Here is a 25,740-nt window from a genome sequence, read left to right on the forward strand (position 1 = left end):
CACGGCGGGCGTGGACTACCACGTGCCGTTTGGCGGTCGCAAGGGCTCAAGCTACGGCCCGCGCGAGCAGGGCCGCTATGCCCAGGAGTTCTACACCACGGTGAAGACGGCCTATACGCTGGCGTGATGCTTGGGGCTGTTCAAGCAAGCTGCAAAACTTGAGCGGCCCATTTTTCAGAAGAAGAGCGAGCATGCCCGGGCCGCGTCGCCCCCGCAGCGAAAGCTGCTACGCTGCGGCCCAGTTTTTCGCTCTTCTCTTCCATGGATTCGCTCACCCCTTTGCGCGCCTTCAGGCGCATTGTCGAACTGGGCAGCATTGCCAGGGCCGCCGATGCACTCGATCTTTCCTCGGCGGCTCTCAGCAAGCAGTTGCGCGCGCTGGAGGCACAGCTGGGGGCGGTGCTGATCCAGCGCACCACGCGCCGCATGAGTCTGACCGATACCGGCCGGGCCTATTACGCCGAATGCTGCCGGCTGCTGGATGACTTTGACACGCTGGAGCAATCGGTACGTGCCCAGTCCCTGCAGGTGACGGGGCGGCTGCGCGTGAACGCGCCGCTGTCGTTTGCGCTGAGCACGCTGGCGCCGCTGCTGGCGCGCTTTATGCAGCGCCATCCGCAATTGCAGATTGACCTATCCATGGAAGACCGGCTGGTGGACGCCGTGGGCCAGGGCTTTGATGTCTCCATACGCCTGAGCGCCGAGCTCGCGGATTCATCGCTGATTGCGCGGCGCCTGGCCTCGCTGTCGCAAATGTTGTGCGCGTCGCCGGCCTATTTACAGCAACACGGCCGCCCGGCCAGCGTGGCTGCGCTGCGTGGCCATGCACTGCTGAACTACAGCCTGGCACAGGTTGACGACGGCCTGCAAGTTCCGAGCGAAGCACGAGCCAGCGTCAACAACAGCCTGATGTTGCGGGAGCTGCTGGTGGCTGGCATGGGCATTGGTGCACTGCCGTCCTTTCTGGCCCGGCCCGCCATCGCCCAGGGCCAGCTGGAGGCCTTGGCCCTGCAAGACTGGGCCGAGCAGCCGCGCCATGTCTACGTGGTCTACCCCACGCAACGCCACCTGCTGCCCAAGGTGCGCGCCTTTGTGGACTTTCTGGCCGAAGAGCTGCCTGCGGCCATGGGCGGGGATTCTTGACGCTGGATTAAGAGTTTCTCAAGCGCAGGCCTCTTACTCCTGCGAGGCTTGCGTCCTACGCTTGCTGTCCATCAGCCATGAAGGACACAAGCATGACGCAATGCCATGATTTTTCCTGCGCTCTGCCCGCGCAGGTTGCAGCCCATCCAGCCCCTGCCCCGGTCCTGTCCGCGGCAGTTGAGGCTGCTCCCACCATCGATTTCTTCCATGACGTGGTTTGCGGCTGGTGTTATGTGATGTCGCCGCGCCTGCGCCAGGTGGCCCGCGAGCTGGGCTTGCGCGTACGTCAGCGCAGCTTTGTGCTGCAAGCTTCCCGCGCCGAGATGGTGGCAAGGTTTGGTTCCATGGAGCAGGCCAAGCAGACCATTCTCGGGCACTGGGCGGCCTGCGCACGGCATGACGACACACAGCGCATCGACATCGAAGGCATGCGCCGCGAAACCTTTGAGTATCCCAGCGGACTGGCCGGCGCACTGGCCTGCCAGGCCGCCCAGATTCTGGAGGGCGACGAGGCCCACTGGAATCTGTTCGATGCCATACAGCACGCCCATATGAGTGCCCATCGCAACATAGGCGACGCCGAGGTGCTGCTGGACATCGCCACGCACACCGGCTTCGAGCGCAATGCTTTTGCACGCTGCATGGAAAGCGCCGAGGCCTTGAACATGGTTCACCAGGACCTCGCCCTGGCCCGGCGCCTGGGCCTGCGCAGCATTCCCACCTTGATCGCCCAGGGCCTGCCACCGCTGCAGACCCAGCCTCTGAACATGCTGCGTGAACGGCTGCGCGTCCTGCTGGGCTAAGTCACTACCTTTCACTTTCTCACTAGCGCCGAAAGGCGCACCGCTTCCTAGGAAACACTCATGAACTTCTCTTGCCGCGCCCGTGTCCGGCGCTTGCCTACCCTGTTGCTCGTGATGGCAGCAGCGTTCTCCGGCCTGGCTCATGCCCACGGTGGCCACACGCTCCCGGCCGGTGCCGGCCAGGATGTGGGCACCAGCCCCTGGGGGCCGGGCGACGAGATCGGCCGCCTGAACCTGATAACGCCTGCCTCGCGCGCTGCCATCCTGCAGCGCATCGCAGGCGGTCAGGTCTATGACCTCGCCACCGAGTACTACGTGGGCATGCCCAGCTGGCAGGACGCCGGCGATCCGCACTACCAGTTCTGGATGACGCACACGCCACGCGGCACCGTGGTGGACGACCCCATGAACGTGGGCAAGAACATGAACGCCACGCGCAGCTACACGGGCACGGCGTTCTCCATGTACAGCCACACGGGCACGCACATCGACGCACTCAACCACTTCGGCATACGCGGCAGGATCTGGAACGGCTTCAGCGCCGACGAGCATCTGGGCGACCGCGGCTGGCAGCGCACAGGCATAGAGAAATTCCCGCCTCTGGTGGCGCGCGGCGTGCTGATTGACGTGGCCGCGGCCAAGGGCGTCGACATGCTGCCCGACCAGTACCGGATCACCCGGCAGGACCTCAAGGACGCGCTGGCACGCCAGAACGTGACGCTGCAAAAGGGCGATGTCGTGCTGATTCGCACGGGGCGCATGAAGCTCTACGAGCAACCCCAGGCCTATATGGCCAAACCGCCAGGGCTGGGCCTGGATGCCGCACGCTTTCTGGCCGAGGATGCCGGCGCCATGATTGTCGGCGCCGACAACCTGAGCCTGGAGACTTTCCCCTCGGAAGTGGACGATGACTATGTGCCGCTGCACAGCTACCTATTGGCCCAGCAAGGCATTCCCATCATGGAATTGGTGGCCCTGGACGGGCTCTCGCGCGACAAGGTCTATGAGTTCGCCTTCATCGGAGGGCCGCTCAAGATCCGCGGCGGCGACGCCGCGCCGCTGCGCCCGATCGCCATTCCGGTGCGCTGAGGGCGGCGCTTGCCGGAGCCGCTCCCTGAGCGCCGCTCAGAAAAACAATGTGCGCACCCAGGGGGCGGCCAGCACGTTCACGGCACCGGCAATCATCATCACCAGCGATGCCATTACGGCTTGCACCTCGCCGGCCTGGCGCGCCCTGGCCACGCCGCTGCCATGGGCAGCTCCGCCCCAGCTGGCGCCCGTGGCCAGTTTGCTGCGGATGCGGGGCAGCACACGCAGCACGGTCTCGCCCAGCAGCATGGCACTGACGCCGGTCAGCAGCACGAACAGCGCCGCCAGATCGGTGGGGCCGCCCAGCACTTTCTCGGCCTCGATCGCAAACGGTGTCGTGATGCTGCGCACGGCCAGGCCTTTTTGCAGCGCCTCGGACAGGCCGAACATATCGGCAAACGCAATGGTGGTGGAGATGGAGACCAGGCTGGCCACGATCACGCCGGTGGCTATCGACATCCAGTGCTTGCGTAGCAGCTTTCGGTTCTCGTACAGCGGCAGTGCAAATGCCACCGTGGTGGGGCCCAGCAGCCAGACCAGCCAGTGGGTCTGGGCAATGTACTGCGGGTAGCTGACATGGGTCAGCAGCGACAGGCCGATCAGCACCATGGGGGTGGCGACTATGGGCATCAGCAGCGGGTGGGGATGTTTGCGATACAGGCGCTTGTTGACCCAGTAGCAGGCCACGGTGATCAGCAGCGACAGCAGGCCGATGACTTCATTCGACAGCATGGCTTAATCCTCGTTCAGGGCAGCGGCATCGCGGCTGGACTTGCGCCTTGCCAGCCACAGCTCGAAGCGATAGACGCGATCGACTGCCAGCGCGGTCACGGCCATCACGCAGGCTGTGCTGGCGACGATGACGGCCAGAATGCGCAAGCCCTGGTGGCGGATCAGATCGGGGTATTCGGTGACCACCAGCATGGCGGGCACGAAGAACAGCAGCATCTCTGCCAGCAGCCAGTTGGTGCCGCCTTGCAGCCAGCGTGCTTTGACCAGGCCCGAAAAAAGGCCCACTGCCAGCAGGCCGAAACCGATCAGACCGGCGGGCATGCTCCAGCCGAAATGCTGGCGCAGCACATCCATGGCAATCCAGATGGCGCTGAGCAGGCACACTTGCAGCACGGCCTTGAGCAGTTGCCAGAGTGTCTGGGCAAAAGAATGGCTGTCGCCCTGGGCGCGAGGAGCGACAGCTTCCGTAATCTGTGACATGGGTGAAATTCTAGGGTTTTCACCTATATTCACAAAATGACTTATTTTCATTTTTTCCATGCGTAAAAGGAATTATCATGGACTTGCGTGCCCTGCGCTATTTCATTGAGGTTGTGCGCCAGAACGGCTTCACCCGCGCGGCCGAAACCCTGCATGTGACCCAGCCCACCATCAGCAAGATGGTCAAGGCGCTGGAGGACGAATTCGGTGGTCGCCTGTTGCTGCGCGAAGGCCGGGGCGTGCAGCTGACCGACGCAGGCCAGGTGGTCTATGACCGCGGGATGGAGATTCTCGAGCAGGCCCAGTTGCTGCGCCGCCAGGTGGCCGAGGTGGATCACATCACGCGCGGCGATCTGTCCCTGGGCATCATGCCCACCACGGGCCATTACATGGCTCCGGTGATCGCGCTGTTCCAGCAGCGCTATCCGGGTGTGAACCTGCAGGTCAACGAGCAGGGCGCGCGCGCCCAGTACCAGCTGATCCAGGAAGGCAAGCTGGACATGGCGCTGGGCCTGTTCGCGGCCCCCGATCCGGCGCTGGAGCGCTACACCGTGGCGCGCCAGAAGACGCGCGTGGTGCTGCCCGCCCAGCAGGTGACAGACCCGGGCCAACCCATGCGCTGGAGCGATCTGCGCGAGCTGCCGTTTGTGCTCTACACCTCGGACTTTGCGCTGCACGAGCATGTGCTGCAGCAATGCGAGGCAGCGGGCTTCACGCCACAGGTCAAGCTGCAGACGCGCTACTGGGATTTCATAGGCCATCTGGTCGCGGCCCAGGTGGGCGTGGCCGTGATGTTCGAGCATGTCATCGCCCGCTACGACCCGCAGCGCGTGGCCAGCCGCCCGCTGGTGGAGCCCGAGATCCCCTGGGATGTGGCGCTGATGTGGCGGCCCGGCTACCTGTCGCGTGCGGCCCAGGCCTGGCTGAACTGCGTGCGTGAGGTGTATCCACAGCCGCTCCTCGGTGCTGCTTTCCCGGATTTTCAAAACTGATAGCTATTTTCCATTGTCCAGTAAGCGATGCAAGGCTTTTTGATGCTTGATGCCAGTCCAGGTCTTTGTTGCTAAGCTCGCTGCCATGCCCCGCCCGTTCTCTTCCAATCGCTCCAGCAACTTGCGCCGCAGCACCGTGGTGCACCAGCCCGCGCCCCGGCCCGAGGTCACGTGTCTGCTGTGCTTTCACAAGCCCTATGGAGTGCTCAGCCAGTTCACGCCCGAGGGCAAGTGGCAGGGCCTCAAGGACTGGATCGATGTGCCCGGTGTCTATGTTGCGGGCCGGCTCGATGCCGACAGCGAAGGCCTGCTGCTGCTGACCAATGACGGTCAGTTACAGGCCCGCATTGCCGATCCGCGCCACAAGATGGAGAAGACCTACTGGGTGCAGGTCGAAGGCATCCCGGACGAGGCCGCTTTGCAGCGGCTGCGCGAGGGCGTGGAGTTGAGCGACGGCAAGACACTGCCCGCCAAGGCCCGCCTGATAGAACCCCAGCCCCTGATGTGGCCGCGCAACCCGCCGATTCGCGTGCGCCAGAACATTCCCGATTGCTGGATCGAGCTCATCATCCGCGAGGGCAGGAACCGCCAGGTGCGTCGCATGACGGCAGCCGTCGGCCATCCCACACTGCGCCTGGTGCGCATGGCCGTGGGGCCTTATTCGATCGAAGGGCTGGAGCCCGGCCAGTGGCTGGATGTGTTGCCGCTCAGTGGTTCCTAGCGCAAAGTATCGAGCCGTAGCAGCTCATCTTCATCTTCCGGCAAGGCCGCTGCCTGCCAGCGCGGCAGAGCCGGCCAGGGGCGAAAGCGACTCCAGCCCACTTGCACCTCCTGCAGATTGCCCCGCAGCAATTGAAGAGCGGTCGTCAGCTCGGATTGGCGAGTCCGCACGCATTCGCGCAGCGATTGCATGGCTTGCTGGCCACGCCCGAAAAAGCGCTGTCTGCCCAACCAGTCGGGGGACGGCTGACATTGGGCATAGGCCAGTGGCAGGCTGCTGGCCTCTCCTTCCACCACGGAAATCAGGGCCTGCAGATGCATGTTGAGTTGCTCCTGCGGCATCAGGCCCGCCAGTTGCAACTCCAGCGCATTGTTATGAAAACGATAGCGTGCGGGCAGGGCGGCGCTCAGGGTATAGCTGCCGCCGCTGCGCGAGCGGGCTCGGTGACTCAGGATGCGGCTGCCTTGCTCCAGCATCGGGCGGACCAACTGCAACAAGGCCTGCTGGTGCTCGGCATCGTTGTGCTTCAGGGGGATGCGCAACTGCGTGCTGTCATAGCCCCGCCATTGCTCGCGCCAGACCATCCAGCCCGCCGTATGCGGTACGAAGAAAATCAGAGTGATCAGGGACAGCATGGGCACAATGCCCGCTGCCAGCGACCAGGCCGCCCTGATCTCGGCAGCGGCAGCGGCCTCCTCACCCAGGCTGACGAGATTGCCGCTCAGCTTGATGAGGGTGGCAAGACTGATGGCAAAGACCAGACCACAGATCAGAGAAAGCTGCTCGGGCGAATAAAGGCTATCGGGCAGATGAATCAGTGTGGCCAGTGCGGCGGCGCATCCCAGCAGAACCACGGCTGAGGACAGCAGATAAAACAGGGCGCAAGGGGCCTGCTGCTGGACATCGAGAGCCGGGTTCTGCTCCAGCTCGCGCAGCAACTGCCTGCGGCGCCACCAGCGCAGCGGCTGCCAGAGCAGGGCGCTGACCGCCAGACCGGAGAGCATGCTGATGAACAGCGCCGAAAAAGCCCATAGCAGCAAGGCCGCCATCAGCAAGATACCCAGTCCGACCAACCAGTTCATGCCCGCGATTGTCCTTTTGAATTGATAGCTGCTTGTGCTTGATGGACAAGCAATCTAGCCTGTTGTGAATGAAAAATCGCGCTGCCTGCAATCGCAGATCAGCGCGATGGTTTGATGCTACAGGTTCAGCTGCAGCTCTTGTTGTTGGCGCCATGCATGCCGGCGGCCTTGGCATCGGCCTCGCTCATGTACTTGCCGTTCTTGGTGGTGCCGTAGAAACGGGTGCCGGGGCAGTGATAGATCTTGCTGTCCTCATTGGCCCAGACCTTGCCTGCACCGCCGCCAGGTGCGGCGGTCGCGGCCGGCTTGCCGCCTGCTGCAGCCTTGGCCGTGGCATCCTGATCAATGCCCTTGCGGCCCGAGCAAGCTCCCTTGGAGGACGCCGCGCTCATGGTGGAGCCATCCTTGCAGACAAAGGTCTGCATGTCCGTCTTGGCAGCGGCAGGGGCCGGCGCAGCCTTTGCTGCGGGTTCTGCCGCCGGCTTGGCGGGCATGGGTGCTGTTTTGGCGGCCGGTGCGGCAGGCGCCGCTGCCGGAGCCTGAGCAAGGCTCGCCCATGAGCTGCTGACCAGGGCTGAAGCCAGGCAAATTTTCCATAAATTGCGCATACGAACTCCCTCCAATAGATGTGATGTCACAAGGCGTGACAGGCGCATGCTGCTACGGAAGACCTGATTCCGCAAGCCTCGGCCGTCAGGCTTCAGGTTCCGCTGACATAGGGGTTCAGCTTGCGCTCGCGGCCAAAGCTGCTTTCCGGGCCATGCCCGGGGATGAAGATCGTCTGGTCGCCCATGGGCCACAGGCGCTGCACGATGGAGTCGATCAGCTGCTGATGATTGCCCTGCGGGAAGTCCGTGCGGCCTATGCTGCCGGCAAACAGCACATCGCCGACAAAGGCGCGGTCGATCTGCGGTGAGTGGAACACCACATGGCCGGGCGTGTGACCGGGGCAGTGGCGCACGTTCAGCGTTTCCTGGCCGATGCTCACGGTGTCGCCGTCATGCAGCCAGCGCGTGGGCACAAAGGGGTCGGAGTGGGGAAAGCCGAACATGGCACCCTGCTGGGGCAGACCGTCGATCCAGAACTGGTCGCCCTCATGCGGGCCGATGATGGGCAGCTCATACTTGGCCGCCAGCTCACTGGTGCCGCCCGCGTGGTCGATATGGGCGTGGGTGATCCAGATGGCCTTCAGATTCAGGCCCAGGCGTTCCACCTCCCACTCGATCTGCTCGAGATCTCCGCCCGGGTCGATGACGGCCGCGTCCATGGTCTGGTCGCACCAGACGAGAGAGCAGTTCTGTTGAAAGGCTGTGACGGGGACAGTGTGATATTGCAACATGGGTGACTTGTATTTTTCGGGCGTTTGCGTAGTCTCGCGGGCTGCGAACCCCGCAAGCATGACACGGCATGACACGCGCATCAAAAATGCCCGCTCAGATTCTGGCGTCATCCCTCATTTGAGCTAGCATGGATGCGAGTGCCCCATTTTGGTGCGGGCTGCTAAAACGTATTTGTGCTGCAAGGCAGCGGGCATTTGCTTCATGGGAGGCGGCCCGACACAGTTTCAAGATCGTTCAGGCCGTGCCAATGCCCATGCAATACAAGTTCCTCCCACGGGCAGGAATGGCAGGGGATGGGTCGGTCTGGAGGAAAACCGTTTTTAAACTCCAGGAGACTCTGCATGTCTACCTCTTCCAACCAGCCGAGCGGCGCTGGCGCCCAACGCATCGGCATCCCGCGGGAAACCTTCCCGTTGGAAAAGCGCGTGGCCACCGTGCCCGATGTGGTCGAAAAACTCATCAAGCTGGGTTTTTCGGTCGCCATCGAATCGGGCGCCGGCGATGCCGCCAACTTCAGCGATGACGCTTATCGCGCAGTGGGGGCCGAGGTGCTGCCCAACGCTGCGGCGGTCTGGGCTGCTGCCGACATCCTCTTCAAGGTGCGCCCGCCCACCCCGCAAGAAGTCGCGCTGATGCGCGAAGGCCAGATCCTGATCGACTTCATCTGGCCGGCCCAGAATCCCGATCTGATGCAGCAACTGGCTGCCAAAAAGGTGACGGTGCTGGCGATCGACTCGCTGCCCCGGACATTGAGCCGCGCGCAGAAGATGGATGCACTGACCTCCATGGCCGGTGTTTCGGGTTACCGCGCCGTGATCGAGGCCGCCAACGCCTTCGGCCGCTATTTCAACGGCCAGATCACGGCCGCAGGCAAGGTGCCGCCAGCCAAGGTCTTCATTGCCGGCGCAGGTGTGGCCGGTCTGTCGGCCATTGGCACGGCCGCCAATCTGGGCGCCATCGTGCGCGCCAACGACACGCGCGCCGAAGTGGCCGATCAGGTCACATCGTTGGGCGGTGAGTTCGTCAAGGTCGACTACGAAGAAGACGGCGGCGGCGGCGGCGGCTATGCCAAGGTGATGAGCGAGGGCTTCCAGGCTGCGCAGCGCCAGATGTATGCCCAGCAGGCCAGGGAGGCCGACATCATCATCACCACCGCGCTGATCCCCGGCAAACCGGCGCCCAAGCTGATCACGGCCGAGATGGTGCAGAGCATGAAGCCCGGCAGCGTGATCGTCGACATGGCGGCCGAGCAGGGCGGCAACTGCGAGCTGACCGTTCCCAACGAGGCCGTTGTGCGCCACGGCGTGACCATCATCGGCTACACCGACCTCGCATCGCGCCTGGCCAAGCAATCGTCCACCCTGTACGCCACCAACCTGCTGCGCCTGACGGAAGAGCTGTGCAAGGCCAAGGATGGCGTGGCCGTGGTGAATATGCAAGACGATGCGATTCGCGGCCTGACCGTGGTCAAGGACGGCGAAATCACCTGGCCTGCCCCGCCCCTTGCCCAGGCGCCCAAGCCAGCCCCCAAACCGGCCGCGGCTGTGGTGGAGCAGAAGAAAAGCGGCCATGGCCATGGCGCTGCCGGCCCGCTGCCGGCCAAGACCTTGGCCATTATTTTTGCGATTGCCGCCCTGGCCTTCTGGTTCATCGGTGCCTACGCGCCGGCGGCCTTCCTGGGCCACTTCACGGTGTTCGTGCTGGCCTGCTTCATCGGCTACATGGTGGTGTGGAATGTGACGCCTGCCTTGCACACGCCGCTGATGAGCGTGACCAACGCCATCTCCAGCATCATCGCCATTGGCGCCCTGGTGCAGATTGCACCGCCGGGAACGGCGGGTACCGCTCGCCCTGATGACTTGATCCGCTGGCTGGCCTTTGCAGCGCTGGTGCTGACTGCCATCAATATGTTTGGCGGCTTTGCCGTGACACGTCGCATGCTGGCCATGTTCCGCAAATAAGAAGAACGAGCACAAGAGAGAAACACCATGTCCCAAAGTCTCGCAACGGTGGCCTATCTGGGGGCTGCCATTTTGTTCATCCTCAGCCTCGGTGGCCTGTCCAACCCCGAAACCTCACGCCGCGGCAATCTGTTCGGCATGGTCGGCATGGCGCTGGCCGTGCTGGCCACCGTGTTCGGCCCGCGTGTCGATGCCGGCGGCATCGCCTGGATCGTCGGCGCGCTGGTGGTCGGTGGCGGTATCGGCCTGTATGCGGCCAAGGTCGTCAAGATGACCCAGATGCCCGAGCTGGTCGCCCTCATGCACAGCCTGGTCGGCCTGGCCGCCTGTCTGGTGGGCTTTGCCAGCTATGTCGATACCTCCATCGAGCTCGCTGGCGCAGAAAAAGCCATTCACGAGGTGGAAATCTACGTGGGCATCCTGATCGGCGCGGTCACCTTCTCGGGCTCGCTGATAGCCTTCGGCAAGCTCAACGGCAGGATAGGCGGCAAGCCGCTGCTGCTGCCCGCACGCCACTGGCTCAATCTGCTCGCGCTGCTGGTGGTGATCTGGTTCGGGCGCGAGTTTCTGCATGCCCAAACCGTGGCTGACGGCATGTTGCCGCTGATCGTGATGAGCGTCATCGCCCTGCTGTTCGGCGTGCACATGGTCATGGCCATCGGTGGCGCCGACATGCCCGTGGTGGTGTCCATGCTCAACAGCTACTCGGGCTGGGCTGCTGCGGCCACCGGCTTCATGCTGGGCAATGACCTGCTGATCGTCACCGGCGCGCTGGTGGGCTCCTCGGGTGCCATCCTGAGCTACATCATGTGCCAGGCCATGAACCGCAACTTCATCAGCGTGATTGCGGGCGGCTTCGGCTCCGGCGCTCCCGCCAAGAAAGGCGATGCTTCTGCGGCCGCCGAGCCCCAGGGGGAGGTGGCACCCGTCAGTGCAGCCGAGACCGCCGAGATGCTGCGCGAGGCAAAAAGCGCCATCATCGTGCCCGGCTACGGCATGGCCGTGGCCCAGGCCCAGCACACCGTCAATGAAATCACCCGGACCCTGCGCGAGCAGGGTGTGGATGTGCGCTTTGCCATCCACCCGGTGGCGGGCCGCATGCCCGGCCACATGAACGTGCTGCTGGCCGAGGCCAAGGTGCCTTACGACATCGTGATGGAGATGGACGAGATCAACGAAGACTTCCCCGAGACCGACGTGGCCATCGTCATCGGCGCGAACGACATCGTCAATCCGGCAGCCCAGGACGATCCCGAGAGCCCCATCGCCGGCATGCCGGTGCTGGAAGTCTGGAAGGCCAAGACCTCGATCGTGATGAAGCGCTCCATGGCCTCCGGTTATGCGGGCGTGGACAATCCGCTGTTCTACAAGGACAACAACCGGATGCTGTTCGGCGATGCCAAGAAGATGCTGGATGAGGTGCTGGGGGCGCTGAAGAGCTGATGAGATGGAGTGGCCTCTGCTGAGGCGCTCTGCCCCCTCTGCCGCCTTGCTTTGCAATGCGGGAGCCCGGTGTCCCGGGTTGTGGCATATGCCTATTCTTGAAATGCCTGCGGTTTTTGGCCGCAGGCATTTTTGCTGTCAGAGATGCTGAACGGCGATCTCGCCCAGCAGCACTGCGGCAATCACCAGCATCAGCGTGCCCGACAGGCGCGAGACGGCTAGTGCGGCTGCAGGGCGCGAGCGCAGCACGCTTTGAGAGCCCCAGCCCACGCCGAAGTAGACCACGGCACAGCTGGCCGCATGGACGGCGCCCAGCACCATGATCTGCGCAAATACCGGCCAGCTGTCGCCGGGCCGCACAAACTGTGGCAGCAAGGCCAACAACAGCAACAGCTGCTTGGGATTGAGGCCGCTGACGCTGGCACCCTTGACCGTCCAGTGCCAGCGCGTGCCGGTCTCGGCATCTGCGGCGCTGCTGATGGCGGCCGGGCTGCGCCACAGGCCCACGCCCATCCAGGCCAGGTACAGCGCGCCGGTGGCCGTCAAGGCGGTCAGCAGGGCCGGGTTGCGCGCCACCAGGGCGCCCACGCCTGCAGCCACGGCCAGCGTGGCCAGCAGCGCACCGCAGGCCAGGCCCAGCGTGGCTGGCAGCACCAGCCGCCTGCCGCGCAGACCGGCCGAGATCACATAGGCCCAGTCGGCACCGGGCGTGAGCACCAGAAGAAAGGAGACGGCCCAGAAGGCGGTCAAGGCGGCGTAGGACACGAAATTCCCTCGAAAAGCGTTGATGTCGAGAGAATATGGAAGAGGAGAGAGAATGTGCTCTCAATATTCGCCGATGAACGGCTTAAAATTGGAAGAAACTGCCCCGTGAATTCGCTGGATCGAAAAATTCTTGCTGCGCTCGAAAACAATGGCCGCCTCACGGTGACCGAGCTGGCCGAGCAGGTGGGCCTGAGCCTGTCGCCCTGCCACCGGCGTGTGCGTGCGCTGGAAGAATCGGGCGTGATTCGCGGCTACCGCGCCGAGCTGGACCCCGCGGCGCTGGGGCTGGATTTCTCGTCCCTGGTCTTTGTCACGCTCAAGGACAGCAAGTCCGTGCCTGCGTTCGAGGACGCCGTAGCCCGGCTCGACAATGTGGTGCAGGCTCAGCGCCTGTTCGGTGATCCCGACTATCTGCTGCAGGTCGTGGTGCGCGATCTGCCTGCCTACCAGCGACTTTATGACGAGCAGCTGACCCGGCTGCCCGGCGTGCTGCGCATGACTTCCACGCTGGTGATGAAGCATGTGGTGAGCAACAGACCGCTGACTTCGGCGATGGAATAAGCCATGAAAAAGCGCCTGTGACGCGAATCACAGGCGCTTTGATGTAGCCGATTCTGCTCCTGATTTCAGAGCTTATGGCGCTTGCTCATCAATGTTTTCAGTTTGAATAACTTCAAAACTTATATGAGGAAAGCGCTGCAAGCTCCTGAATCGGGAGCTTCGGAACTCAGGAGCCCAGCTTGAGCGAGCCCTTCATGAGGGCCGAGTGACCGGGGAAGGAACAGAAGAAGGCATAGTCAGTGCCAGCCTTGAGCTTGCTCGCATCGATGTCGAACTTGGTAGTCTCGCCGCCACCGATCACCTTGGAGTGAGCCAGCACGCGTGCATCGCCGGCCTTCACATAGTCGGCGCCAGCACCAGCGGCCATGCCGTCGGTGATCACGGCCTGCATGTCGGTAGCGGTGCTGATCACGATGTTGTGGCCCATTGCGGTCTTGGGCATCTTGCCCACATGCTTGAGAGTCACGCTGAACTTCTTGCAGGACTTGGGCACATCGATGCTTTTGACATTGAACTGCATGGCATCGTTGCTTTCAACGACGGCTTCGCAGCCTGCCGCCATGGCGGGTGCGCTCAGGGCACCGACTGCACACAGGGCCAGGGTCATCAGGATCTTCTTCATTGGCTATTCCTTTTCCTAAAAGCGAAACGGGAACCGCTGTGGCCTTGTCGCCCTCCAGGTTCCGCAGTTCATTCTTTCGGAAACCTGCCCAGCCGGCTCAGTACAACTCATGCTCGCATGGGTTGTACTGTTGCACCTTGCGCTAACTCAATTCGCCGAGCATGCGTGCGTTCACTGCCTTGCAGGTCGCTGCCGGCGTTGCTTGCGCGCTTCAGATCGCCATGTCGTAATCAATGGTGATGGGCGCGTGGTCCGAGAACTTCTCGCCCTTGTAGATGGACTCGGTGCGGGCCAGGGCCGCGATCGCCGGTGTGGCCAGGTGGTAGTCCAGTCGCCATCCCACGTTGTTGGCATAGGCCTGGCCCCGATTGCTCCACCATGTATAGCAGGCATCCGTGGTGTCGGGCTGAAGCTGACGATAGACGTCGACCAGACCGCCGCTGGCCTCGGTCTTGTGCAGCAACTTGCTCATCCAGTCGCGCTCTTCGGGCAGGAAGCCGCTGTTTTTCTGGTTGCCGCGCCAGTTCTTCAGGTCTTCCTTCTGGTGCGCGATATTGATATCGCCGCAGAGCACGAAGTCGCGCTCTGCCTTGAGGTGCATCAGGTGGCTGTGCATCTTGGCGAGAAAGCGGAACTTGGCCTCCTGGCGCAACTCGCCCGAACTGCCGCTGGGAAAGTAGGCGCTGATGATGGAGAACTTGCGGCCGGGCGTGTCGAAGCGGGTTTCGACATAGCGGCCCTCGGCGTCGAACTCGTCGATATCGAAGCCCACGATCACATCGCTGGGCTCGTGGCGGGTGTAGACGCCCACGCCCGAGTAGCCCTTCTTCTCGGCAAAGTGGAAATAGCCCTTCATGCCGGCCAACACCTCGAAGCGCCCGGCCATATCCGAAGCCTGGGCCTTGATTTCCTGGACGCAAATACAATCCGGCGCAGTGGCTTCGATCCAGGCTTCGGCGCCTTTGGTCGTGGCAGAGCGGATACCGTTGAGGTTGAGGCTGGTTAATTTGAACAAGGATGAATCCATGGTGGTGAGTGAGAAGCCAATGGGCGGTGCAGACCGTCTGGCGCAGGATTTTGTGCAGTTTGCCGTCGATGCGGGCGTGCTGCGTTTTGGCGAATTCAAGACCAAGGCCGGGCGCATCAGCCCGTACTTCTTCAATGCCGGCCTGTTCGACGATGGCGCCAAGATGGCCCGTCTGTCCGAATTCTATGCAAAAGCCATTCTGGCCAGCGGCATGGAGTTTGATATGGTCTTCGGGCCTGCCTACAAGGGCATCCCTTTGGCAGCCACGGTGGCGGTGGAACTGGCACGCCAAGGCAAGAACGTACCCTTTGCCTACAACCGCAAGGAAGCCAAGGATCACGGCGAAGGCGGTACTTTGGTGGGCGCTCCCCTCAAGGGCCGCGTGCTCATCATTGACGACGTGATGTCGGCCGGTACGGCCGCGCGCGAGTCGATTGCTATCATCAAGGCGGCCGGTGCCGAGCCGCATGCCGTGGCCATCGCTCTGGATCGCCAGGAAATGGCGACGGAGAATGGCCAGGACGTGCCGCACAGCGCCGTGCAATATGTGCGCAATCAGCTGGGCATGCAGGTCTGTGCGATTGCCAAGCTGGCAGATCTGTTGCTTTATCTCGAGCAGCAGGGCGGGGATGCCGGGCGCGAGCATCATGAGCGCGTGCTGGCCTACCGTCAGCGTTATGGTGTTGAAGACAAGGAATAAACACGCAAATGAAGCAGGCCTTGCATGCAAAACTGAGTTTGTATGTGATAGCTACCGTCTGGGCAGGCGCCATGCCGGCTCAAGCCCAGGCCCCAGCCAATAGCGGCGGTATCTACGCCTGCACGGATGCCAATGGGCGGCGCATCACGGCCGACAGACCTATTGCCTCCTGCGTCGATCGCGAGCAGCGTGTGCTTGGTACCACGGGCGTCGAGTTGCGCCGCGTGGGCCCCACGCTGACCGATCAGGAGCGCAGTGCACAGGAGGCCAAGCGCCGCCAGGACCAGGCCGAGCAGCAACGCCTGCGTGAGGAGCGCTCGCGTGACCGTGCCATGCTGGCGCGCTTCCCCAATCAGGGCGTGCATGACGCCGCCAGAGCCGAGGCGATTGCCCAGGTCAACGATGTGATCGGCGTGGCCCAGCAGCGCCAGGTCGATCTCAAGGAACGCCGCCGCAAGCTCAATACCGAGCTGGAGTTCTATCAGAACGACCCGAAGAAGGCTCCCGCCAATCTGCGCCGTCAGCTGGACGACAACACGGAATCTCAGGCCGAGCAGCAGCGCTTCATCAAGCAGCAGGAAGAGGAAAAGCAGCGCATCAACCAGCGCTTCGATGCCGAGCTGCAGCAGCTGCGCAAGCTATGGGCTGATCTGCAGCCGGCCGCAACGCGCTCGCACTGACGGCTGTGCCTTCAGTCTTCGTGGCCGTCTTTGTGCATGGCCATGACGCGGCCCAGCAGCAGGGTCGCAATCCAGGCCACTCCAGCGATGATCAAGGGCATCTGCACCAGCAGCGGTGCCTGAGCCATGAGCATCAGCGCATCGGCTTGCCACAGCGCCCCATAACCCTTGAACAAGCCATAGGCCAGCCATAGCAGCAGGCCTGCGCTGGCAATGGCGGCCATGCTGCGCATATTGCGGCCGTCACGGCTGCCTGCGGGGATGCGAAGGGCGGTACGCCATAGCCAGCCCACGGCGGCCAGTACCAGCAGCACGCAGGCCGCAACGGACAGCGGCATCCACAACGAAAGAGGAATCAGCGACATGGCGCCGCACTTTAGCCCAGTTGATCCCTGGACGAAAAAGAAAATACCCACCGAAGTGGGCATGCATGAAGGGGCTAGTCAGCGGCTCAGTTTGCGCGCCAGACCACATGGTGGCCCGGCACGGACTGAATGCCCAGCACGGTGGCGTGGTGGGCGAGCAGCTCTTCGAAGGTCTTGGTGATTTCGCTGCTGGCAGTGCTGCCTTCATATTCCGTGGCCACCTGTGTCGCGGTAAAGGAACTGGCTCCAAAGCTTTGCACGATGTTGCGCAGCTTGTCGAGGTTGGGGGTGAACACGGCGTCCATGGCAGCAACTCCTTTTCGGGCAATCAAACCAGTACTGCCCATAGTTTATCCAGCAGTCCGTGTCAGGCAAGAGGGCCTTTGCCCGCATGGCTATTGATTGATGGAGAGCAAGGTGCGAATCACGTCGGAGCGCGTGATGACCCCGACCAGGGTTTTGCCGCGCAGCACGGCAATGAACTGAACGCTGTGCGATGCCAGCTCGTGCAGCAGATCGCCCATGGGTGTGTCTTCCTGCACGCTCATCTCTGGTGCGCGCATCAGTTCCTGGGCTACGGACTGCACTTTGGATGGCCGGCTGCGCAGGCGCTGCCAGAGGTTTTGCTGCTGGCGCGCGCGGTGATCCTGCCAGAGCCAGTCGAACAGGTCGGCGCGCAGCACGCGGCCAATCAGCTCACCTTGCGCATCGACCACGGGAAGGCTTTTGATCAGATGGCGGTGAAACAGCTCGGCGACCTCTTCGAGCGGAGTCTGCGGGCTGACGGTCAGGAGCTTGGCGGACATGACGGTGCCGCAGTTCACGCTGGACAGCCGGCGCTTGATGGCTTCCTCCTCGGCGGCGGCCAGCAGCTCGCCCAGGTCCTCGGGTGTCAGGTTGTAGCTTTGCTCGAAGCGCTGCAACAGCTGCTCCAGATCCTGCTCGCTCAGCGCCAGGCGCGTGGTGGGGCGCTGGGTCTTGGCCGCCTGGGGCGGCTGGTGCAGGTAGGGACGGCCGCAGGCGCGGTGGTAGAGCACGCCGACTGCTGCAAGAACGCCTGAGAGCACGGCCATGGGAATCAGCAGATGCCAGCCCAGCGGCGCCATCTGGGCCGCCGCCAGTACCGTCAGCAAGGCCACGGCACCACCCGGTGGGTGCAGGGCACGCAGCAGCAGCATCAGGGCAATGGCTCCTGCCACGGCCAGCGCGGCCAGCGAGGTCTGGGACAGCGTGGGAAACGCCCAGAGCAGCAGCAAGGTATAGAGAGCAGGCACGGTGTTGCCGACGACACAGTTCCAGGGCTGGGCCAGCGGGCTGCTGGGCACGGCGAACACCAGCACGGCCGTGGCGCCCAGCGGTGCGAACAGAAACAGGGTGTTGGGAAAGAAATGCTCGACCAGCCCCACCAGAATGCCGGCCAGAGCCAGGCCCAGGCCTGCGCCAATGCTGGCGCGGATCAGCTCTTTCCAAGAAGGGCGCGAGGCCACCGGCCCCAGGCGCTGCCACATTGTTTGCATGACGGACATAGGCTCAGGCTACGGGGCGTAAATTTGATAGCTGCTCCCGCAATGTTGTATTGATTAATGCGGCAATTCTGTCAAAAAAAGCTCCACAGGGTGAGCTGTGGAGCTTTGGCGGGATTGCTCCGCTTCAGGCGGTTGCGGCGGCTTGAACGGCTCCGGCACTCAGCATTTCGGTCAGCGGCTTGCGGTCAGAGGGCTGCTCGCGCTCGCGCAGATCGTCGGGCAGCGTGGAGGCATCGGCGCGGCGGCCCACGGCGATCACGCATTCGGGCACCAGATGCTCGGGCAGGTTCAGCACCTTGCGGGCTTCATCGGCAGAGAAGCCGCCCATGGCGTGCGTGGCCAGACCCATGGCATGGGCCTGCAGCGCCAGATAGCCCCAGGCACAGCCCGCATCGAAGCTGTGCTTGGCGGCGGAAGCCTGCCTGTCCGACAGCAGCACGATCAGCGCGCCGCCATTCAGGCACCAGCGGCGGTTGGCTTCGTTGGGGATCTGCGAGAACGCTTGCCAGTTCGCGTCGTCACGCAGGGCGTAGGCAAAGTGCCAGGGCTGCTTGTTGCTGGCCGAAGGCGCCCAGCGGGCGGCTTCCACCAGTTGCTCGATCTGGGCAGCGCTCAGTGCTTCAGGCACAAAGGCGCGCGGCGACATGCGCTCGACGAATTGCGCGTGGACGGGGACGGTACTGCTACGGGTGGTGCTCATGGTGATATCGCTGAACTGAAAAGAAAAGGGCCTGCCTGCTGTACAGCGGCGGGCCCGAAACCATAGCGCAAGCTCCGGCCTTTGTGCCGGAGCCGGGAGATCAGGACTTTTGACCCGATTGCGCGCCGATGCCGCGCAGATGGCGCTCCATACGGAACATCACCAGCGCCATCATCACCATCACCAGGCAGGAAATCAGCAGCGTGGCAAAAGCCGTGTCCATGCCCAGAAACTCCCACTTTTCCTCATCGGGGTTGTCGCCGCGCAGCTTGGCGGCCGTGCGGTCGAACGACAGTGTGTAGTTGGTCAGCAAGGTGTTGACGATCTGCGGAGCGGACTGCTGCTGCAGCTTCTTGACCAGGCTTTCGTTGCCCAGCACCTTCTCCAGCGCCACGGGCAGCCCCTTGATGTAGGCCGCGTATGAACCTTCGCCATGCTCCATCTCGGCTGCCTGGGCACGGTCGTTGATTTCTGAGGCCAGGTTCACCGGATCCATCAGCATGGCGTCTTCGCCCGAAGCCTCGGCGGCTGCCGCAATCGCTGCATCGGCTGCAGCATCTGCGGCGGCACGGGCCATGCGGTCCTCGCGGGTCAGCGAGATGCGGCGAGCCGTCCAGGCGGCATCCACCTCGGCAGCGGCCGCGTCGGCAGCCTCCTTGTCGCAGCAGGAGTTTTCACGTGCCTCGCGCATCTTGATCTGGCGGTTGACATCGTCGGCCGAGGGCAGGGCATCGCCCTTGAGCAGGGGGTGGATGGGATCCAGGCCCTGGCTGCTGTTTTCCGTTTCTACGCGTTTGCGCGCAGCCGTGTCCCGGTAGATGAAGCCACGCAGCAGGCCGTCGGCCTTGCGGAAATCAGGACGCAGGGCGGGGTCGGCCAGACGCTTTTCCATGGGCACGGCGTTGCCGAGGACGCTCAGGTCGCGGCCGGTCTCTTCTTCCATGTACTTGAGGTCGTAGGGCGCATCCTTCCAGTTCAGCGCCGTTGCGCCGGCAGTGGCGATATCGGGCTTCTTGGGCTTGTAGTGGTCCCAGATCCAGTGGCCCATGCCAAACAGCACAAAGATGGAAAAGGCGAGCAAGACAAGACGCAGAACTTGAATCAGCAAATCTTCTGCGCGGCGCAAGAGGGTCAGCATAGGCAGCAAATCCTTGTAAAAAGCTTGAGTGGTCTGCACTTTCAACTATGAAATTGGAAGCGCGTGAATGATCGCGATTGTAGGAAGCGAATCGGAAAGTCGTAATTTGTTACAGCTGAGTCGACACATGCACGCTTCCGTCCCGCCCAGTGCTTGTTTTTGGGCCAGGGACGCCAGTGCGGCTCCTCTGCACTTCACGAAGGGGCGATGCACCCAGATCCTGTAACGGAATTACGAAACCGCTGTAATGGAGTTTTGATGGATCGAGGCTGGATCATGGGTAAGACGTCGCTGGATAAATCGAAGATCAAGTTTTTGCTGCTCGAGGGCATACATCCCTCCGCGCTCAAGGTGCTGCATGACGCGGGCTACACCAATGTGGAGGCACTGACCGGCGCGCTGGACGGCGAGGAGCTCAAGCGCAAGATTGCCGATGTGCACTTTGTCGGCATCCGCTCGCGCACCCAGCTCACGGCCGATGTGTTCGCGGCCGCGCAGAAGCTGGTGGCTGTGGGCTGCTTTTGCATCGGCACCAACCAGGTGGATCTCAACGCAGCGCGCGAGCGCGGTGTGGTGGTCTTCAATGCGCCTTACTCCAACACCCGTTCGGTGGCGGAGCTGGTGCTGGGCGAAGCCATTTTGCTGCTGCGCGGCATCCCCGAAAAGAATGCCGTCTCCCACCGCGGCGGCTGGAAGAAGAGCGCGGAGAATTCCTTCGAGATCCGTGGCAAGACGCTGGGCATCGTCGGCTATGGCTCCATCGGCACCCAGCTGTCGGTGCTGGCCGAAGGCCTGGGCATGAAGGTCATCTTCCACGACGTGGTGACCAAGCTGCCGCTGGGCAATGCCCAGCAGAGCAGCGGTCTCAACGAGCTGCTGGCCCAGTCCGACATCGTCACCCTGCATGTGCCCGAGCTGGCCTCCACCAACGGCATGATGGGAGCGGCGCAGATTGCCGCCATGAAGCCCGGCAGCATTCTCATCAATGCATCGCGCGGCACGGTGGTCGATATCGAGGCGCTGGCGGAGTCGCTGCAAAGCGGCAAGCTGCTGGGCGCGGCCATCGACGTCTTCCCCAAGGAGCCCAAGAGCAACAAGGACGAATTCCTGTCGCCGCTGCGCGGCATGGACAACGTCATCCTCACGCCGCATATCGGCGGCTCCACCATGGAGGCGCAGGCCAATATCGGTCTGGAAGTGGCGGAAAAGCTGGTCAAGTACAGCGACAACGGCACGACCACATCGGCCGTCAACTTCCCCGAAGTGGCGCTGCCCGAGCACCCCGGCAACAACCGCATCCTGCATGTGCACGAGAATCGCCCCGGCATTCTCTCTGCCATCAACCAGGTGTTTGCCGACAACGGCATCAATATCGCCGGTCAGTACCTGCGTACCGATGAAAAAGTGGGCTATGTGGTGATCGATATCGATGCCAAGTCCTCGGCGCTGGCGCTGGAAAAGCTCGCGCAGATTGCGGGCACCATCCGCTGCCGCGTGCTGTTCTGAAGCCTTGGCCGCTGAACGGAAAAGGAGACCTTGGTCTCCTTTTTTCATGGACCGGCCATTGGCGATGCCAGGAGCTGGCCCGAAGGGCGCGCGACGGACATGGTGTTGCGCGCCGCTGATGCTAGGCTTGTGCCGTTACAGACCCTCCCGCTTGCACAATGAATACACCAATCAAGAGAGAGTTCACCTTTCGTGGCGTGCTGCTTGGCGCGCTCATCACCCTGGCGTTCACCGCCGCCAACGTCTATCTGGGGCTCAAGGTCGGGTTGACCTTTGCCTCGGCGATTCCCGCTGCCGTGATCTCTATGGCGCTGCTCTATCGCTTCAAGGATTCCAACATCCTTGAAAACAATCTGGTGCAGACCCAGGCCTCCGCGGCCGGCACCTTGTCTTCGGTCATCTTTGTGCTGCCGGCATTGCTCATGCTGGGGCTGTGGACGGGTTTCCCGTTCTGGCAGACGGCATTGATCTGCGCGGCCGGCGGCACGCTGGGCGTGCTCTACACCGTGCCCCTGCGCCGCGTGCTGGTGGTGCAGTCCGAGCTGCCCTATCCCGAAGGCGTGGCCGCTGCCGAGGTGTTGCGCGTAGGCGATGAGCAGCGCCATCTTCACGATCCGGAGAACCTGGGCAAACCGCGTAGTTCGGGCTTGCGCGAGCTGGGTTGGGGCACGGGGCTGGCCGCGCTGTTCGGCTTTCTCAGCGGCGGTCTGCGCCTGCTTGGCGATGCCTTCAATTTCTGGATTCCCGCAGGCAGCGTGGCCTTTCGCGTGGCGGCAGGCTTTTCGCCCGCCCTGCTGGCTGCCGGCTATCTGATGGGGGCGGCCGCAGGCATTGCCGTGCTTGCGGGGCTGGCGCTGTGCTGGGGCGTGGTCGTGCCCTGGCTGACGGCCCAGGCTTCTCCTGCGGCCGGCCAGGCGCTCTCCGAGCTGTCCACCCAGCTCTGGGGCAGCAAGGCCCGCTTTCTGGGGGCGGGCGTCATCGGCATCTCGGCGCTGTGGACCGTGGCCACGCTGGCCAAGCCCATTGTCCAGGCGATTCGCAACCAGCCTGCACGCAGCGTTGCCGAGGGGGCCGGTGGCGACGAAACCGACAAGGACATGCCGCGCAGCTGGATGCTGACGATAGGTGCTGCCGCCCTGGGCGTGCTGTTCCTGGTGGTCAATGACTTCATCGCCGGGCATATGCCCGATCTGGCCGCTGGCGCACGCTACGGCCTGGCGGCCTTGTGCGTGCTGTTCGCGGCCCTGTTCGGCTTTCTGGTGGCGGCGGCCTGCGGCTATATGGCCGGTCTGGTGGGCTCGTCGGCCAGTCCCATCTCGGGCATCGGCATCATCGCCACCTTGCTCATGGGCGTGGCCCTGCTGGCGCTGCATGCCCTGGTGCCGGCCTATGCCAGCGCCGTCGCGGGGCAGATGGGCATTGCGCTGGTGCTGTTCATGGTTTCGGCCGTTCTGGCCATGGCTGCGATCTCCAACGACAACCTGCAGGATCTCAAGACCGGCTATCTGGTGGGGGCCACGCCCTGGCGTCAGCAGATCGTGCTCATCATCGGCTGTCTGGTGGGCGCGCTGGTCATACCGCCCGTGCTGGATCTGCTCTACAACGCCTACGGTTTTGCCGGCAGCATGCCGCGTGCCGGCATGGACCCGAATCAGGCCCTGGCCGCGCCACAGGCCACGCTGATGATGCAGATTGCCAGCGGCATCTTCAAGGGCTCGCTGGACTGGAGCATGCTGGGTCTGGGCGTGGCCGTGGGCATTGCCGTCATCCTGATCGATCTGACCCTGCGCAAGAGCGGCAAGGGTGCGCTGCCGCCGCTGGCCGTGGGCCTGGGCATCTATCTGCCGCCCACCATAGGCCTGACGCTGACCATAGGCGCGGTGCTGGGCTGGTGCATTGCCAGAGCCATCAAGGCCTATGCGCAGCGCGGCGGCAAGGACTGGACGGCGGCGGCCGAGGAGCGAGGCCTGCTGCTGGCCTCCGGCTTGATCGTGGGCGAGAGCCTGATGGGCCTGCTGATTGCGGCACTCATAGGCTTCAGCGGCAAGGACGCACCGCTGGCCCTGGTTGGCGAAGGCTTTGCGCCCGCCATGTGGCTGGGCCTGGCCTATTTCGTGGGCCTGTGTGTGTTCTTTTATCGCCGGGTGCTGCGCAAATGAAGACAGGAGGATTCGACGGGGAACAGGCCGAATACCGCCAGGGCAACTTCGGATTCGCCCATGAATGGCTGCAGGAGTTCAAGACGCTGGACGAGGTGCTGGAGCGGCTGGACGCGCTGCGTGCCGCCGACCCTGCACATCGCTATCTGTGCACGCTGGACGATGTGAGTCAGTGCAGCTACACCAGCGGCCATGCGAGCCAGGATGAGCGCCTGTATCTGGACAGTCCCGACGACATGGACTGGGAGGACCCGGCGCAGGAGCAGGCCCTGACGCTGGCTTCGCTGCAGCACCGCGTGGCGCAGCTGCAGCGGCCCGAGCTGGTGCAGGACTGGGCGCAGGTCTGCGGCACGCTGCTGCTGGCTGCGGAGGACGTGGATGCCCTGCTGCAGGCCAACCGCAGGCCCGAGGTGCTGCTCGACGAGGTGGTCTATGTCCAGTGTCTGCCCGTGCCCGACGACGAGCTCATGATTGCGGGCCAGCCCAACGGCTATTTCAGCGCGGACTGGGACAGCTTCCAGAACCGCGCCGTCATTCGTCATCTTGCGGCGCAATATGGTTATCGCTTCTTCGGCATGGGCGCCGCCTGGATGGGATTTGTGCGCGCCAGCTTGCCCGATGCGGTGCTGGTCGATCGGCTGATAGAGGATTTGCGCATGCTCTACGGTCAGGGGCAGGACGAGGTGCGGGAACATGCGGGCTGGGCGCAGTTGGCGTCCGTGCTGCTATCACGGCGCACGCTGATGCTCGGCTATGCCGAGGGCTTGGCAGAAGGCCTGGGGCTTGATCAGCCGTCTTCTGAAAGCACTATGAAAAGCTGACAGGGTTGGATTCATGAACGCTGGAGCCGGTCATGAGATGTCCGGTTTCAGCGGTGATGGTTTTATAGTGTGCGGGCTACCCCCGCGGCGCAGGCCGCTTTTTGCAACCAAGGAGAAACCGATGGCAGGTCATTTCGAGTTGAGCAAGAGCAGCGATGGGCAGTTCCGGTTTGTGCTCAAGGCCGGCAACGGCGAGATCATTCTCACCAGCGAGCTGTACAAGACCCGGGCGGCGGCCGAGAACGGCATCGCCTCGGTGCAGACCAACAGCCCGCTGGCCGAGCGCTACGAGAAAAAGACCGCCAGCAATGGCAAGGAGCATTTCAACCTCAAGGCCGCCAACCACCAGGTCATAGGCAGCAGCCAGCTCTATGCCTCGGTGGCCTCGCGCGATGCGGGTATCGAGTCCGTCAGGAAAAACGGCGCGACGACGGTCGTCAAGGATTTGACTGGCACTTAACGCATCGCCGGACAGCACCTGCTGGGAGCGTCGGAGGCCTTTCAGGCCGCTTTGTGATGCCCGTCCACGAACTGCTCTATGGCGCTCCAGAAGCCGTTGGCGCGGAAGATGGTCGAGTGATTCGCCTGGGCGAATGCCTGCACCTGCACAGCCTTGTCCCTGAGGCTGTGCAGCAGGGCGTCGGTGCGCTCGGGCTGCACCACCTGATCGCGTCCGGCGCGCAGCACCAGAATCGGCCCATGGTAATTGCGCAGATGCGCGGCAGAGTCGAACGGGTCGCGCAGCAGCAGTTCCACAGGTAGCCAGCCATACATGCCGCGTACCGTGTTCAGAATGCTGTCGAAGGGCGTGACCAGCACCAGCTGGTCCGGCTGGCGCAGGTCGGCCACGGCAGCCGCCACGCCCGTGCCCAGGCTGCGGCCGATCACGGTGATGGGTAGCTCGGGGTGCAGGCGCCTGACTTCATCGAACAAGGCTGCGGCATCGAGCTCCATCAGCTCTTGCGTGGGCTCGCCCTCGCTGGCGCCATAACCGCGGTAGGCCAGCATATAGATATCGCTGTGCGGCAGGCTGCGCGACAGCTGCTGGCGCCGGTGGGCAATGTTCTCGGCATTCCCTCCAAAGTAGATCACCGCATTGCGCGCCTTGCCATCCGCCGGGTGTAGCTGCCAGCCCCGCAGCAGCACATCGGCGCGTTGCAGCGAGAAATCGGTGCTCTCGGCCGCCACCTGCGTGCCGCCGCCCGGAAAAATCATCTGGCGCTGCTGCGCAAACATATAGCTGCAGATACAGATATAGACCGCCAGGCACAGGGCCAGCAGCCAGAGCAGGGGCTTGAGCAGCTTTGAGAGCATGGAGCGCAAAAGTATGAGGTTTGCGCCGGATTGTGCGCAGATTTGTGTGGGTTTGGTGTGCGCTTTACCT

The 25,740-nt window shown here is 63.3% G+C and carries 29 protein-coding genes; 15 read left to right on the forward strand and 14 right to left on the reverse strand.

Features of this window, described 5'->3' with window-relative positions; all coding sequences use genetic code 11:
* The 4 genes from FSY45_RS15145 to FSY45_RS15160 all read left to right on the forward strand — a co-directional run.
* The coding region (locus FSY45_RS15145; protein WP_134737337.1) for an aldehyde dehydrogenase family protein at positions 1 to 127 on the forward strand (127 nt) is incomplete at its 5' end.
* Between the two features lie 134 nt (positions 128 to 261).
* Positions 262 to 1,143 carry a LysR family transcriptional regulator gene (locus tag FSY45_RS15150; protein ID WP_148748110.1) on the forward strand — a complete coding sequence of 294 codons (882 nt, stop codon included), beginning with the start codon at positions 262 to 264 and terminating at the stop codon, positions 1,141 to 1,143.
* A gap of 92 nt (positions 1,144 to 1,235) precedes the next feature.
* Positions 1,236 to 1,946 (forward strand): DsbA family protein, encoded by a 711-nt coding sequence (locus FSY45_RS15155; RefSeq protein ID WP_046460299.1) that lies wholly within the window; start codon positions 1,236 to 1,238, stop codon positions 1,944 to 1,946.
* Positions 1,947 to 2,006: 60 nt separating this feature from the next.
* Entirely contained in the window at positions 2,007 to 3,035 is a 1,029-nt protein-coding gene (locus FSY45_RS15160) for a cyclase family protein (RefSeq protein WP_046460280.1), read from the forward strand.
* A gap of 36 nt (positions 3,036 to 3,071) precedes the next feature.
* On the opposite strand, the gene FSY45_RS15165 is transcribed toward FSY45_RS15160, so the two are convergent.
* Positions 3,072 to 3,767 (reverse strand): LrgB family protein, encoded by a 696-nt coding sequence (locus tag FSY45_RS15165; RefSeq protein WP_046460281.1) that lies wholly within the window; start codon positions 3,765 to 3,767, stop codon positions 3,072 to 3,074.
* 3 nt (positions 3,768 to 3,770) lie between these two features.
* The gene (locus FSY45_RS15170; RefSeq protein WP_003070342.1) at positions 3,771 to 4,247 is read right to left on the reverse strand and encodes a CidA/LrgA family protein; all 477 of its coding nucleotides are present in this window, start codon (positions 4,245 to 4,247) and stop codon (positions 3,771 to 3,773) included.
* Between the two features lie 77 nt (positions 4,248 to 4,324).
* On the opposite strand from FSY45_RS15170, the gene FSY45_RS15175 reads away from it, so the two are divergent.
* Both FSY45_RS15175 and FSY45_RS15180 read left to right on the forward strand, forming a co-directional pair.
* Positions 4,325 to 5,239 carry a LysR family transcriptional regulator gene (locus tag FSY45_RS15175; RefSeq protein WP_012836732.1) on the forward strand — a complete coding sequence of 305 codons (915 nt, stop codon included), beginning with the start codon at positions 4,325 to 4,327 and terminating at the stop codon, positions 5,237 to 5,239.
* Positions 5,240 to 5,288: 49 nt separating this feature from the next.
* A complete protein-coding gene (locus FSY45_RS15180; protein ID WP_122975062.1) occupies positions 5,289 to 5,960 on the forward strand; it encodes a pseudouridine synthase in 672 nt (223 codons plus the stop codon).
* Here FSY45_RS15180 and FSY45_RS15185 read toward each other — a convergent pair.
* The 3 genes from FSY45_RS15185 to FSY45_RS15195 all read right to left on the reverse strand — a co-directional run bounded on the left by FSY45_RS15185 (position 5,957) and on the right by FSY45_RS15195 (position 8,381).
* Positions 5,957 to 7,042: a hypothetical protein gene (locus FSY45_RS15185; RefSeq protein ID WP_046460282.1), complete on the reverse strand. Its 1,086-nt coding sequence runs from the start codon at positions 7,040 to 7,042 to the stop codon at positions 5,957 to 5,959. The two genes, FSY45_RS15180 and FSY45_RS15185, sit on opposite strands and share 4 nt — an antisense overlap.
* A gap of 125 nt (positions 7,043 to 7,167) precedes the next feature.
* Positions 7,168 to 7,536 (reverse strand): hypothetical protein, encoded by a 369-nt coding sequence (locus tag FSY45_RS15190; RefSeq protein ID WP_046460301.1) that lies wholly within the window; start codon positions 7,534 to 7,536, stop codon positions 7,168 to 7,170.
* 206 nt (positions 7,537 to 7,742) lie between these two features.
* Positions 7,743 to 8,381 (reverse strand): MBL fold metallo-hydrolase, encoded by a 639-nt coding sequence (locus FSY45_RS15195; RefSeq protein WP_034363356.1) that lies wholly within the window; start codon positions 8,379 to 8,381, stop codon positions 7,743 to 7,745.
* Between the two features lie 342 nt (positions 8,382 to 8,723).
* On the opposite strand from FSY45_RS15195, the gene FSY45_RS15200 reads away from it, so the two are divergent.
* Both FSY45_RS15200 and pntB read left to right on the forward strand, forming a co-directional pair.
* Positions 8,724 to 10,343: a Re/Si-specific NAD(P)(+) transhydrogenase subunit alpha gene (locus tag FSY45_RS15200; protein ID WP_046460283.1), complete on the forward strand. Its 1,620-nt coding sequence runs from the start codon at positions 8,724 to 8,726 to the stop codon at positions 10,341 to 10,343.
* A 27-nt stretch (positions 10,344 to 10,370) separates the two neighbouring features.
* Entirely contained in the window at positions 10,371 to 11,786 is a 1,416-nt protein-coding gene (pntB, locus tag FSY45_RS15205; RefSeq protein WP_003070358.1) for a Re/Si-specific NAD(P)(+) transhydrogenase subunit beta, read from the forward strand.
* A gap of 138 nt (positions 11,787 to 11,924) precedes the next feature.
* Here the strand turns inward: pntB and FSY45_RS15210 are convergent, their stop codons facing one another.
* Positions 11,925 to 12,551 carry a LysE family translocator gene (locus tag FSY45_RS15210; protein ID WP_046460284.1) on the reverse strand — a complete coding sequence of 209 codons (627 nt, stop codon included), beginning with the start codon at positions 12,549 to 12,551 and terminating at the stop codon, positions 11,925 to 11,927.
* Positions 12,552 to 12,656: 105 nt separating this feature from the next.
* Here FSY45_RS15210 and FSY45_RS15215 point away from each other — a divergent pair, with 105 nt between their 5' ends.
* The gene (locus tag FSY45_RS15215) at positions 12,657 to 13,112 is read left to right on the forward strand and encodes an Lrp/AsnC family transcriptional regulator (protein ID WP_003070362.1); all 456 of its coding nucleotides are present in this window, start codon (positions 12,657 to 12,659) and stop codon (positions 13,110 to 13,112) included.
* A gap of 166 nt (positions 13,113 to 13,278) precedes the next feature.
* Here FSY45_RS15215 and azu read toward each other — a convergent pair whose 3' ends face one another.
* On the reverse strand, positions 13,279 to 13,734 hold the full coding sequence (azu, locus tag FSY45_RS15220; protein WP_046460285.1) for an azurin: 456 nt from the start codon (positions 13,732 to 13,734) through the stop codon (positions 13,279 to 13,281).
* Between the two features lie 211 nt (positions 13,735 to 13,945).
* Positions 13,946 to 14,749 carry an exodeoxyribonuclease III gene (locus FSY45_RS15225; RefSeq protein WP_046460302.1) on the reverse strand — a complete coding sequence of 268 codons (804 nt, stop codon included), beginning with the start codon at positions 14,747 to 14,749 and terminating at the stop codon, positions 13,946 to 13,948.
* Positions 14,750 to 14,759: 10 nt separating this feature from the next.
* Between FSY45_RS15225 and pyrE the strand changes: the two genes are divergently transcribed.
* Together pyrE and FSY45_RS15235 are read left to right on the forward strand one after the other, a co-directional pair.
* On the forward strand, positions 14,760 to 15,461 hold the full coding sequence (gene pyrE, locus FSY45_RS15230; RefSeq protein ID WP_045839220.1) for an orotate phosphoribosyltransferase: 702 nt from the start codon (positions 14,760 to 14,762) through the stop codon (positions 15,459 to 15,461).
* Between the two features lie 8 nt (positions 15,462 to 15,469).
* Entirely contained in the window at positions 15,470 to 16,141 is a 672-nt protein-coding gene (locus tag FSY45_RS15235; protein ID WP_003070372.1) for a hypothetical protein, read from the forward strand.
* 11 nt (positions 16,142 to 16,152) lie between these two features.
* Here FSY45_RS15235 and FSY45_RS15240 read toward each other — a convergent pair whose 3' ends face one another.
* The 5 genes from FSY45_RS15240 to FSY45_RS15260 form a co-directional block, all read right to left on the reverse strand.
* Entirely contained in the window at positions 16,153 to 16,506 is a 354-nt protein-coding gene (locus FSY45_RS15240) for a hypothetical protein (protein ID WP_003070374.1), read from the reverse strand.
* Between the two features lie 86 nt (positions 16,507 to 16,592).
* Entirely contained in the window at positions 16,593 to 16,811 is a 219-nt protein-coding gene (locus FSY45_RS15245) for a hypothetical protein (protein ID WP_003070377.1), read from the reverse strand.
* A 90-nt stretch (positions 16,812 to 16,901) separates the two neighbouring features.
* Positions 16,902 to 18,023: an HPP family protein gene (locus FSY45_RS15250; protein ID WP_223305602.1), complete on the reverse strand. Its 1,122-nt coding sequence runs from the start codon at positions 18,021 to 18,023 to the stop codon at positions 16,902 to 16,904.
* A 133-nt stretch (positions 18,024 to 18,156) separates the two neighbouring features.
* On the reverse strand, positions 18,157 to 18,732 hold the full coding sequence (locus FSY45_RS15255) for a nitroreductase family protein (protein WP_046460287.1): 576 nt from the start codon (positions 18,730 to 18,732) through the stop codon (positions 18,157 to 18,159).
* A gap of 100 nt (positions 18,733 to 18,832) precedes the next feature.
* Entirely contained in the window at positions 18,833 to 19,870 is a 1,038-nt protein-coding gene (locus FSY45_RS15260) for a hypothetical protein (RefSeq protein ID WP_046460303.1), read from the reverse strand.
* 276 nt (positions 19,871 to 20,146) lie between these two features.
* On the opposite strand from FSY45_RS15260, the gene serA reads away from it, so the two are divergent.
* From serA to FSY45_RS15280, 4 genes are all read left to right on the forward strand, one after another.
* The gene (gene serA, locus FSY45_RS15265) at positions 20,147 to 21,376 is read left to right on the forward strand and encodes a phosphoglycerate dehydrogenase (protein ID WP_034357918.1); all 1,230 of its coding nucleotides are present in this window, start codon (positions 20,147 to 20,149) and stop codon (positions 21,374 to 21,376) included.
* A gap of 158 nt (positions 21,377 to 21,534) precedes the next feature.
* Positions 21,535 to 23,535 carry an OPT family oligopeptide transporter gene (locus FSY45_RS15270; protein ID WP_046460288.1) on the forward strand — a complete coding sequence of 667 codons (2,001 nt, stop codon included), beginning with the start codon at positions 21,535 to 21,537 and terminating at the stop codon, positions 23,533 to 23,535.
* Positions 23,532 to 24,356 (forward strand): hypothetical protein, encoded by an 825-nt coding sequence (locus FSY45_RS15275; RefSeq protein WP_046460289.1) that lies wholly within the window; start codon positions 23,532 to 23,534, stop codon positions 24,354 to 24,356. Before FSY45_RS15270 ends, FSY45_RS15275 begins: the two co-directional genes overlap by 4 nt.
* A 121-nt stretch (positions 24,357 to 24,477) precedes the next feature.
* The gene (locus tag FSY45_RS15280; protein WP_012836750.1) at positions 24,478 to 24,816 is read left to right on the forward strand and encodes a YegP family protein; all 339 of its coding nucleotides are present in this window, start codon (positions 24,478 to 24,480) and stop codon (positions 24,814 to 24,816) included.
* Positions 24,817 to 24,857: 41 nt separating this feature from the next.
* Here the strand turns inward: FSY45_RS15280 and FSY45_RS15285 are convergent, their stop codons facing one another.
* Positions 24,858 to 25,670, reverse strand: a complete 813-nt coding sequence (locus FSY45_RS15285) for an alpha/beta hydrolase (RefSeq protein ID WP_046460290.1) — start codon at positions 25,668 to 25,670, stop codon at positions 24,858 to 24,860.
* Between the last annotated feature and the right edge of the window lie 70 nt (positions 25,671 to 25,740).

This window comes from Comamonas sp. Z1, from assembly GCF_008121555.1.
GTDB lineage: Bacteria > Pseudomonadota > Gammaproteobacteria > Burkholderiales > Burkholderiaceae_C > Comamonas > Comamonas thiooxydans.

Coding starts and splice junctions, on each gene's coding strand:
- azu (WP_046460285.1), bottom strand. CDS start 13,734: ATGAAGAAGATCCTGATGACCCTGGCCCTGTGTGCAGTCGGTGCCCTG.
- FSY45_RS15200 (WP_046460283.1), top strand. CDS start 8,724: ATGTCTACCTCTTCCAACCAGCCGAGCGGCGCTGGCGCCCAACGCATC.
- FSY45_RS15185 (WP_046460282.1), bottom strand. CDS start 7,042: ATGAACTGGTTGGTCGGACTGGGTATCTTGCTGATGGCGGCCTTGCTG.
- FSY45_RS15285 (WP_046460290.1), bottom strand. CDS start 25,670: ATGCTCTCAAAGCTGCTCAAGCCCCTGCTCTGGCTGCTGGCCCTGTGC.
- FSY45_RS15160 (WP_046460280.1), top strand. CDS start 2,007: ATGAACTTCTCTTGCCGCGCCCGTGTCCGGCGCTTGCCTACCCTGTTG.
- FSY45_RS15155 (WP_046460299.1), top strand. CDS start 1,236: ATGACGCAATGCCATGATTTTTCCTGCGCTCTGCCCGCGCAGGTTGCA.
- FSY45_RS15240 (WP_003070374.1), bottom strand. CDS start 16,506: ATGTCGCTGATTCCTCTTTCGTTGTGGATGCCGCTGTCCGTTGCGGCC.
- FSY45_RS15245 (WP_003070377.1), bottom strand. CDS start 16,811: ATGGACGCCGTGTTCACCCCCAACCTCGACAAGCTGCGCAACATCGTG.
- FSY45_RS15280 (WP_012836750.1), top strand. CDS start 24,478: ATGGCAGGTCATTTCGAGTTGAGCAAGAGCAGCGATGGGCAGTTCCGG.
- FSY45_RS15235 (WP_003070372.1), top strand. CDS start 15,470: ATGAAGCAGGCCTTGCATGCAAAACTGAGTTTGTATGTGATAGCTACC.
- FSY45_RS15275 (WP_046460289.1), top strand. CDS start 23,532: ATGAAGACAGGAGGATTCGACGGGGAACAGGCCGAATACCGCCAGGGC.
- FSY45_RS15165 (WP_046460281.1), bottom strand. CDS start 3,767: ATGCTGTCGAATGAAGTCATCGGCCTGCTGTCGCTGCTGATCACCGTG.
- FSY45_RS15170 (WP_003070342.1), bottom strand. CDS start 4,247: ATGTCACAGATTACGGAAGCTGTCGCTCCTCGCGCCCAGGGCGACAGC.
- FSY45_RS15180 (WP_122975062.1), top strand. CDS start 5,289: ATGCCAGTCCAGGTCTTTGTTGCTAAGCTCGCTGCCATGCCCCGCCCG.
- FSY45_RS15255 (WP_046460287.1), bottom strand. CDS start 18,732: ATGAGCACCACCCGTAGCAGTACCGTCCCCGTCCACGCGCAATTCGTC.
- serA (WP_034357918.1), top strand. CDS start 20,147: ATGGGTAAGACGTCGCTGGATAAATCGAAGATCAAGTTTTTGCTGCTC.
- FSY45_RS15260 (WP_046460303.1), bottom strand. CDS start 19,870: ATGCTGACCCTCTTGCGCCGCGCAGAAGATTTGCTGATTCAAGTTCTG.
- FSY45_RS15270 (WP_046460288.1), top strand. CDS start 21,535: ATGAATACACCAATCAAGAGAGAGTTCACCTTTCGTGGCGTGCTGCTT.
- FSY45_RS15150 (WP_148748110.1), top strand. CDS start 262: ATGGATTCGCTCACCCCTTTGCGCGCCTTCAGGCGCATTGTCGAACTG.
- FSY45_RS15175 (WP_012836732.1), top strand. CDS start 4,325: ATGGACTTGCGTGCCCTGCGCTATTTCATTGAGGTTGTGCGCCAGAAC.
- FSY45_RS15190 (WP_046460301.1), bottom strand. CDS start 7,536: ATGCCCGCCAAGCCGGCGGCAGAACCCGCAGCAAAGGCTGCGCCGGCC.
- pntB (WP_003070358.1), top strand. CDS start 10,371: ATGTCCCAAAGTCTCGCAACGGTGGCCTATCTGGGGGCTGCCATTTTG.
- FSY45_RS15250 (WP_223305602.1), bottom strand. CDS start 18,023: ATGCAAACAATGTGGCAGCGCCTGGGGCCGGTGGCCTCGCGCCCTTCT.
- pyrE (WP_045839220.1), top strand. CDS start 14,760: ATGGTGGTGAGTGAGAAGCCAATGGGCGGTGCAGACCGTCTGGCGCAG.
- FSY45_RS15195 (WP_034363356.1), bottom strand. CDS start 8,381: ATGTTGCAATATCACACTGTCCCCGTCACAGCCTTTCAACAGAACTGC.